Origin of the sequence: Myroides sp. DF42-4-2, assembly GCF_030326445.1 — a bacterium.
In the GTDB taxonomy this organism is placed as follows: Bacteria; Bacteroidota; Bacteroidia; order Flavobacteriales; family Flavobacteriaceae; genus Flavobacterium.
In genome coordinates, this window is sequence record NZ_JACAKI010000015.1 from 78,039 (window position 1) to 87,442 (window position 9,404).

The following is a 9,404-nucleotide window of genomic DNA, read 5'->3' on the forward strand; positions in this document are numbered from 1 at the left end:
AACATTAAATCATTACTATGGCATTATATCAAGAACAACAATTAAAAGTTTACAACTCTCTTTCAGGGGAAAAAGAAGTTTTCGTACCGATTCACGCTGGTAAAGTAGGAATGTATGTTTGTGGACCAACGGTTTACAACTATGTGCATTTGGGAAACTGTAGAACTTTTATTTCTTTTGACTTGGTATTCCGCTATTTAAAACATTTAGGATACCAAGTGCGCTATGTGCGTAATATTACGGATGTTGGTCACATGGTGGACGATGCTGATGAGGGGGAGGATAAAATTGCGAAACGCGCGCGTATTGAGCAAATTGAACCGATGGAAATCGTACAGAAATACACGGTTAACTTCCACAATATCCTCAAGCAATTCAACAATTTACCACCGAGTATTGAGCCTACAGCAACGGGGCATATCATTGAGCAAATTGCTATTATTGAAGGAATTATCGCCAATGGTTTTGCATATGAAGTAAACGGATCTGTTTATTTCGATGTAGAGAAGTACAATACCCAACATCACTATGGGATTTTAAGTGGACGTAAGATTGAAGATTTACTGTCGAATACCCGAGATTTAGACGGACAATCCGACAAGCGCAATCCGTTGGATTTTGCCCTTTGGAAAAAAGCAGAGCCGGAGCACATCATGCGTTGGCCTTCCCCTTGGGGTGATGGATTTCCGGGATGGCACTTGGAGTGTACCGCGATGAGCACCAAGTATTTGGGGAATCACTTCGACATTCACGGCGGAGGAATGGATTTAAAATTCCCACACCACGAATGTGAGATTGCACAAAACGAAGCATGTACGGGTAATACACCAGTAAACTTTTGGATGCACGCCAATATGTTGACGCTTAACGGAAAGAAAATGGCTAAATCAACGGGAAATAACATCCTGCCGAATGAGTTGTTTTCAGGAGAAAATGCTGTACTAAGTAAGGCATTTGCCCCAGCAGTGGTGCGCTTCTTTATGTTACAAGCGCATTATCGCAGCGTATTGGATTTCTCTGATGAGGCGATTTTGGCGTCTGAACGTGGATTTAACCGATTGATGGAAGCGGTAAAGCACGTACAAGAATTACCAGTTTCCGCTCAATCAACTGTAGATATACAAGCGTGGAAACAACAGTGTTATGACGCGATGAATGACGACTTTAACAGTCCGATTTTGATTGCTCATCTATTTGAAGGTGTGCGCATCGTCAATGTTATTAAAGAAGGCAAAGAGCAGATTACTGCTGCTGATTTGGCTTTGTTTACCTCCTTGATGCACGCTTTTGTATTTGATGTATTGGGATTAGAATCAACAAGTGTTATGGCGGCAAATAACGATAAGTTAGAAGGCGTTGTAAATATGTTGATTTCAATGCGAAATGAAGCTAGGGCGAATAAAGATTTCGCGATGTCGGATCACATCCGAGACGAGCTTGCCAAGTTAAATATTCAACTAAAAGACGGAAAAGAAGGGACATCCTTTTCTTTATAATACAATAAAAGCTATAGGGATTCTCTTATAGCTTTTTTTTATTACCTTCACATTATGTTTCGAAAAATACTCATAGCGCCATTTATTTTGCTGGTGCGTTTTTATCAGGGGGGCATTTCGCCTTTCTTTCCGCCGACCTGTCGTTATACGCCGACCTGCTCGCACTATACTGTAGAGGCATTGCAGAAACACGGCTTGCTAAAAGGAGGTTGGTTGGCTGTTAAGCGCATCCTTCGATGTGGTCCATGGGGAGGCAAGGGATATGATCCAGTACCTTAGTGTATTTTTGTCTCAGATTGTGAAATAATTTTTCTATTTTTACGTATTCACTAAAGCGGAATTCCGCAATAATAATATAACAAACTCGAATAGTATGATTTGGAATCCTTCAGAAGGTTTTGATTTAGGTTTTATGCAATTGCGTTACTATAGCTTAATGTTTGTAGTAGCTTTTGGTTTAGGTTGGTTCGTGATGAAAAAGATCTACGACCGCGAAGGATTAAGCGTAGAGAAACTCGATAAATTATTTATATATACCGTATTAGCGACCTTGATTGGGGCTCGTTTGGGTCATGTGTTTTTCTATGATTGGGATTACTTTAAAGATCATTTACTCGAAATTATATTACCCGTTCGCTTTTCGCCAAAATTTGAAATTGTTGGATTCAGCGGGTTAGCGAGTCACGGTGCTGCGATAGGTATTATTCTAACCATGTATTTTTACAGCAAAAATATCATTCAGAAGCCGATTCTGTGGATTTTGGACCGCGTAGTGATTCCAGTAACCCTAGGGGGAATATTCGTTCGTTTAGGGAACTTTTTCAATTCTGAAATTGTGGGACATGTAACAACTAGTGCTTTTGGTGTTCGCTTTATTCGCGATGAGTATTCAGCGGGAAAAGCGATGGAAATTACAGGTTTAAACAATCCGAATGCAGCCTATGAGGCCATTCAACACAATCCGCAATTTGCAGAAGCATTAGCAGCAGTTTTACCTAAGCATCCCACTCAATTATATGAAGCATTTGGCTATGTGATTGTTTTCCTTGTTCTGTATTTTATGTACTGGAAAACAGAGGCCCGAAAATACGGAGGCTATATTTTTGGGGTCTTTTTAGTTTTGCTCTGGATGGTTCGCTTTATCGTGGAGTTTGTAAAAGGAAGTCAAGGCGGATTTGAAGAAACTTTAGGATTATTGTCGACAGGGCAGTGGTTGAGTATTCCGTTTATCCTAGCAGGTGTTTACCTGTGGGCAACGGCAAAAAAGAGAATTTACGCGTAGTACAAGCGCCATTTGATATAGAATCGCACTGCTTTGAAAAAAGAGTGCGATTTTTTTTAGGATGTAATTGATTTGCTCTAAAAGACTTAGAGTTTTAGCTGTAAAAAATATAAAAAAATATTGTCTTATTGTTTGTCAAAGTCAGTAAATGCGCTATATTTGCACTCGCAATACAGAAGTAAAGCAGACTACTGGAGAAATGGCAGAGTGGTCGATTGCGGCAGTCTTGAAAACTGTTGACTGTAACAGGTCCGGGGGTTCGAATCCCTCTTTCTCCGCAAAGAAAACCGATAACGAGAGTTATCGGTTTTTTTATTTCCAAAAAGTACCCAAAGCTCGCTTTGTGGGTACTTTTTGGAAATAAAAAAACAAGGATAAGCGTAGCTTATCTGTTTTCTTTGTGTCTATATACCCCCAAATGGGATCTATAATCCCTCACTTTAATGGAGAGTTTTACTTTCGAGCATGAGCTAAAAATAAAAAAAGCACAAGACCGAATGCAATGAGGAATTGGTTTTCTTTGTGTCTATATCCCCTTGTTTGGGATATCTAATCCCTCTTTATCCGCAATAAACACTGATAATTAATCAGTTAAAACATAAACACCCAATTTTACACCCAAAAATGTAAAGTTGGGTTTTTTTATGGCTTTTATTTATGTAAGTTAGCGTAAGATTTTATGAAATAGGTGTATAGTTGTTGTTTTACGAAACTATATCGTGTTTTGTTTCGTGAAATAACAATGTTATCGGTCACCCTATTGAACGACCGTGCTAAAATTCAACAGACGAAAGATGAAAAACAAAATTGCGAACGCTCAAAAAACATATAATTTCATTAACACAAATGCTCGAAATACTAAACAATAGAACAGAACATACACACGAAAATGAACAATTTCGTAGAGTTGTTGAAATCATTGAAACGGCTTTTGACAAGTTGGGGTATAAAGGTTTATTGATTGGTAATCCATTTAATGAATCATATTCTCGCTTTCGAGCTGACGCAATTTTATACTACAATAATGGACTTGTACTTATTGACTTCAAAGACTACAAAGGAATTATAAAGTTGCCACCAAATGAAAATGAATTTCATTCAACAAAGTGGCACAATGAAAGCCTAAAAGACAGAAGTAGATTAGAAATAAAAGCAGGAGCAAACTTTATCAACCCTTTTAGACAATTAGCCTCTTATCGCAATGCTTTCAGAGAATTGGTAGAAAAGAGTAAATACTTAGACGGAATAAACTCTGCAAGAGTTTGCATTGCAAATATTTTTTCTGGTCCAATTCAATTACATAATGAAGTTCCAAGAAATTTACCTTATTACAAACTTATTCAAGAATCTGATTTAGCTAATTTTCTTTATGACTTTGCAAGTGACAACACATACAAAGAAGACATTGCAAAAGTCCTAAAAAGTATTTTTCCTGCCGAAAAATGGATTAAAAACGTAGAAATTTCTTTTCCCGAACAAATCATTGTCAAACCCATAACAAAAATTGAAAATGATGTTGAGGAAAGCATTGTTGACTTTCTCAAAGATGAAAAAGGTGGAGTTCTTGTTTTAGAATCGATGAATGTAGATGATAGAGATTCTTGGCTACGGTTTATTACTAATGAAGCAGTAAACCACAGTATTCCACAGGTTGAAAAATGGTCGCACTCTGCAAGAATTAGTAAGAAAATTCAAAGGCGAAGCAACATAGAAACAGAAGGGATTTACAGTGTCATATATGGTGGCTCTGACATTGAAGGACAAAACGAAAACGCAGACCAAGAGGGACAGGAAGAAGAATTACAAGAAGTAATTCCTTTAAAATCGAATAAGGATATTGATGAAAAAGCTTTGATTATTATTGCCGAAGCTCATTTGGTAAGTCGTAGTTTAAGTCAATCAGAGTTATTACGATTTGGTTCGGGGCGATTATTAGAAGATGTTATCAAATTTATAAATCCCGAAAGCAACAGAAAAATTGTATTTATTGGTGACCCATATTCATTGACATTTGGTAAAAACGAAGATTCTGCATTAAACTTGGAATCTTTATCTGAATTATACAAAAACGAAAAAATTAAACATTATCGAAAGCCTATAGACAATGATTATTCAGACGGAAAAGAGAAATTAAGAACTGATTTGGCAATCAGTATAGAAATTTCACTTTTTAATAGTTTAGATTATAGTTTTGACGATGTCGCTTTAATTGATTTAAAAGACGATAATCAAAGAACCCAAAACCTGCATTCGTGGTTTGCCAAACCGTTTTCAACCGAACCTGAAAATGCCGTTCTATTCTACTCAAAAAAAGATTGTTTAAAAACAAACAAATGGATTAAAAAACAATGCTTGAAAAATGGAGAAAGTTTGTCCGCAAATGACTTGCTCATTGTAAACAACAACGTTACAATTCCAGATGATAGTGGTTTTCAAATTCCAAGACGAATTGTAAATGGTATGTTTTTCACCGTGCTTGATGTGAAAGAAACGAAACAAGAATTTATCAAAATACGTCAATCACAAAATCCAATAATATTATCGTTTACAAAAATCCAAGTTAAATGTTTGAGTTTATCAGGTTTGCCTAAAACAGAAGTTTGGATTTTAAACAACTATTTTGATTGTGAAGATGCTTGGACAAAAGAAGAACAAATTGCTTTCAGAGTTTTTGTAAATGGGAAAATAAACGAGGAGAAAAGAAAACAAAAGTTTGAAGACAGTCAAGAATACAAACAATTATTACGAGACAACCAATACCACGACTTTTCAAGTGAAGAAAAAGAAGCGATAAATACACTTGTCAAGAACTACAATTTACCAAAAGACAAGAAAGAAAAAGTTGAAACAAGTAGAAATGCAAGAAATTTACTTTCAACTTACTACAAGAAATATTCAAGAAGTTTATTTTTCCAAGTAAAAGAAACTGACCCATTTGTAAACGCAGTATTTGTAAAATACGGTTGGGCAATTACTGTTCATAAAGCAATTGGTTCTATCTATAACGAAATTATCATAAAAGGGCATCGCAAAGAAAATGACGGAATTACAAACGATAGTTATTTCCGGTGGTTGTACAGTGGTGTAACAGCTGGAAAAATTGTAAATATTACTTCTCCTAAAACAATAAATCCATTTATAGATTGTGTGTTTGAAGATAATTCAATAAAAGGCATTTCCACAAAATCAAAAGAATTTTTGATTTTTGAAAATTATGAAGTTGAGCCAAGGTTTACTGATAAAGTAGAATCGCTTGAAAACAAAAATGTGATTGGTACAATTTGCGAAATTTCAAAACTCTTGGAACAAAATGGATATTTGATTGAAAGCACAAAAAGGTTTTCTGAATATTTGACAAAAGCATTTTATTCTATTCCTCAAAAGGAAAATCAGCAGCTAATTTTAAATATTGACAACAAGGGTGAAAAAGATAATTTTGCAGTTGGTAATATTCGTGTTGAAAACCTTAATGGTGCAGATGAAAACATCATAAAAAAATGTATTGAAGATTGTCTAACTCAAAAGAAAAGTGTTAGTTCAATAACAAATAACAACCCCGAATTACCATCTGATTTTAGACAAGCAATTTATTCTAATTGGTTTGAAAACTGTGAGAAAAAAAACATTGCACTAAAAATTGTGCAAAGCCATAATAACCAAGATATTTTTCGTGCCACTTGTGAAAAAGACAGTTTTACTTTTAGGGTTTGGTATGGCACAAGTGAACAGAATCACACAAAAGGATTTTTCTCAAAAATTGAAGTTTTGGAAAAATCTTCTGAAACAATTATAGAAAAAGTAAAAGGTTTAATTTATGGATTCTAAAACAGTATTTGAATTACGAAAAGAAGCACAGAGTTTATCAGGGATTGAAAAACTGAATAAATTAAACAATGCTCTAAATATCTCACGAAACTTATACTTAGAAAACCGTTCAAACGAATGGATTCAAAAAGCATTTGCTTGGGTTCTAATAGATTTGTGTAGATACTACATAGCAGAAAGAAACTTGAATCAAGCAGGAGTTTGTTATAACGAACTAATTACAATAGACTTTCAAGGTTATGATGATTATATAATTGAAAATCAAAAAAACTCTCTTCGCCCAAAGATTGACACAAATTATTCGGAGGTTCAAAGAGCGGAAGAATTAAGCAAAAACGGAAGTAATAAAGAAGCATTAGCGATTTTTAAAAACCTGATTGCTCAAAATAGATTAACAGAACTACATCACGAAAGTTACGGTTGGGTAATTTACCGCTACATAAAAGCAGAAGAAAGTAATCTTTCATCGGTTGAAGTGCGAACATTTTTGAGGGATTATATGAATTTGGAGAATGAAAGACCGTCAATGCTTCATTCTATGATTTTAAATTTCGCTTTAAACTATTCAAAAACTCATAGTGATTTTAAGTTTTACAATTTTTTTCTTTTGTGGAATCCTGAAAACTTACGTTATGAAGACTTACGAGATGGAAGAAATCAAAATGGGGATAAAATTCCCTCACTAATTTCGAGAATTTGTAGAGAGTTTGTAAGTTCAAATGCAGAAGTAAATATTGAAGATTTTTTAAGCAGAATAAATCTTAACAAAGAAACTGTTTTAGACTTTTTCAGAGAAACATTTTTTTGGAATATTTTCAACGCTCATAAGGAAAATAGATTTTCTGACTTGTGGAATTTATTTAAGCAATACAACGTCAATTATTCAAAATACGGACAATCAAAATGGCATTCCGAAATTCTAAATCTTGCAGAAAGATTTATGAAAGAAAATGACGAATGGCGTTTTCTAAACTTTTTCAAAAATTGGAATCCTGAAAATTTAAGACCTGATGATTGGAAAGAAACAAAAAAAGACGAAAACACATACAAACCATTAGCAACAAAGGCAGTTAAAAGAGCTTTTGAAAATTTGAAAACTCAAACTTCTGAACAGGATTTAATGTGGCTTATTCAGTCTTATGAAAAAGCAGTAAAATTATTTCCAGATGATGAATGGTTATTGAGAGAAAAAGCATTGCTACATTTTAAAAACAATGAGTTTGAATCAGCAATTAGAATATACAAACAACTTGTTTTAGAACTTTCTGACAAACATTACGTTTGGCAGGAATTTTCAGACTGCATTGTTTCTGATAATTCTTTAAAAATTGGAATGTTGTCAAAAGCATTAAGTTTAGAAAAAAACGAAGATTTTTTAGGTGATATTCATTTAGATTTAGCAAAAGCGTTAATTGAAGAAAACCTGTTAGAGAATGCACTTGTAGAACTTGAAGCATACAAGAAACATAGAGAGATAAAAGGTTGGAAATTGTCGCCAAATTTTGAAGAATTATTTCAAAAGGCAAGTTCAGTTAAACAAAGTTTAAAAGACAATCGGGAACTATACAAAAAATACATTCCTTTTGCTGAAAACTTCGCCTATGACGATTTTGATTGGACAGAAGTTGTTTTAGTAGATAAGTGGAAAGACGACAAAGGTAAAGACCGTTTGGCTTTTACTGATGGTAAAATAATAGAATTTGCAATTAGTAAAAATCGTCTTGAAATCTTGAAACAATCAGAATTAGGGCAAATTTTCAAGTTCAAATTTTACAACCAAGAAATCAAAAAAGAAGTTGAAAACAGATTTTCTTGGTTTGAGAAAAACGTTATTACAGAATACAAGTATATTCCACTTATTGCTGAAAAATCAGAAAAAAAATATTGGGAAATATTAGAAGATACTTTTGCATTTGTTGATTACATTAACAAAGAAAAAGGTATCATTCACGCAATCACAACAGAAAATAAAGAAGTGTTTTTTCCTCAAATAAAACCTGAACTACAAATTGGAGATTTTGTAACAGCAAAAAGTTACATCAAAAAAGTAAAAGAAGAAAACAGAACTGAATTACGACAAATTCAGAAAACAGACAAAGATTCTGTTATTTCAAAATTCCAAACTCAAGTTGCAATCGTTGACGGAGTGAATGAGCAAAAGCAATTATTTCACTTTGTGATTTCGCCCAAATTACAAGGAATTGTCAAATTCACAGAAACAAACCTAAGACCAAATGAAGGAGATTTTATCAAACTTTCATTTGCGACAAAAATAGACAAAAACAAAAAAGTAAGAGTGAAAGTTGTGAATATTGAATCAACAGAAGAAGTAAATCCAAACTTGCGAAAGGACATTACAGGATATTTGGAAGTAAAGTATAAAGGCTATAATTATGATGAAGAGATCCCCGATTTTGCATTTATCGGAGACTATTATGTTCCAAAACACCTTTTAGAAAAACACAATATAACTGACGATTGCAGAGTAAACGCAAAAGTAATTTATGCAGGCGACAAATGGAAAGTAACAGAAATTGAAAGAATATGATTCCAACGCTTTTGGTGACACATTTGCATTCTTTCCGACACACAAAAACCCCAAAAAAAACGAAAAAGAACCACAAAGCAAACGCACCACAAAGCGAGTAAACCAAATACGATCCTAAAGAAGGGCGGTCGCATAACAAAGGTTTTGCAAAAGAGCGGTTTAAGTGGTTAATTCAAGGGCACTGTCTCTTAAAGTGTGTAAGTTCAAAAATAAAGCTTGGGTTAGGTTTTACATTAAAGTCTAACCCTTTCTT

General features: G+C 34.1%; 5 protein-coding genes and 1 tRNA gene. All 6 read left to right on the plus strand.

What is annotated here, in order from left to right; all coding sequences use genetic code 11:
• Positions 1–17: 17 nt before the first annotated feature.
• The 6 genes from cysS to HX062_RS11770 all read left to right on the plus strand — a co-directional run bounded on the left by cysS (position 18) and on the right by HX062_RS11770 (position 9,151).
• The gene (gene cysS, locus HX062_RS11745) at positions 18–1,496 is read left to right on the plus strand and encodes a cysteine--tRNA ligase (protein WP_182626666.1); all 1,479 of its coding nucleotides are present in this window, start codon (positions 18–20) and stop codon (positions 1,494–1,496) included.
• Between the two features lie 54 nt (positions 1,497–1,550).
• Positions 1,551–1,775, plus strand: coding sequence for a membrane protein insertion efficiency factor YidD (gene yidD / locus HX062_RS11750; RefSeq protein ID WP_182626665.1), 225 nt, complete (start codon positions 1,551–1,553; stop codon positions 1,773–1,775).
• Between the two features lie 94 nt (positions 1,776–1,869).
• Entirely contained in the window at positions 1,870–2,778 is a 909-nt protein-coding gene (gene lgt / locus HX062_RS11755; RefSeq protein ID WP_430530283.1) for a prolipoprotein diacylglyceryl transferase, read from the plus strand.
• Positions 2,779–2,971: 193 nt separating this feature from the next.
• Positions 2,972–3,056 (plus strand) — tRNA-Ser (locus tag HX062_RS11760).
• Between the two features lie 568 nt (positions 3,057–3,624).
• Complete coding sequence (locus HX062_RS11765) at positions 3,625–6,603, plus strand: hypothetical protein (RefSeq protein WP_286467547.1); 2,979 nt, start codon at positions 3,625–3,627, stop codon at positions 6,601–6,603.
• Positions 6,593–9,151, plus strand: a complete 2,559-nt coding sequence (locus HX062_RS11770; protein ID WP_286467548.1) for a tetratricopeptide repeat protein — start codon at positions 6,593–6,595, stop codon at positions 9,149–9,151. Before HX062_RS11765 ends, HX062_RS11770 begins: the two co-directional genes overlap by 11 nt.
• Positions 9,152–9,404 lie beyond the last annotated feature (253 nt).

Coding starts and splice junctions, on each gene's coding strand:
- lgt (WP_430530283.1), top strand. CDS start 1,870: ATGATTTGGAATCCTTCAGAAGGTTTTGATTTAGGTTTTATGCAATTG.
- cysS (WP_182626666.1), top strand. CDS start 18: ATGGCATTATATCAAGAACAACAATTAAAAGTTTACAACTCTCTTTCA.
- yidD (WP_182626665.1), top strand. CDS start 1,551: ATGTTTCGAAAAATACTCATAGCGCCATTTATTTTGCTGGTGCGTTTT.
- HX062_RS11770 (WP_286467548.1), top strand. CDS start 6,593: ATGGATTCTAAAACAGTATTTGAATTACGAAAAGAAGCACAGAGTTTA.
- HX062_RS11765 (WP_286467547.1), top strand. CDS start 3,625: ATGCTCGAAATACTAAACAATAGAACAGAACATACACACGAAAATGAA.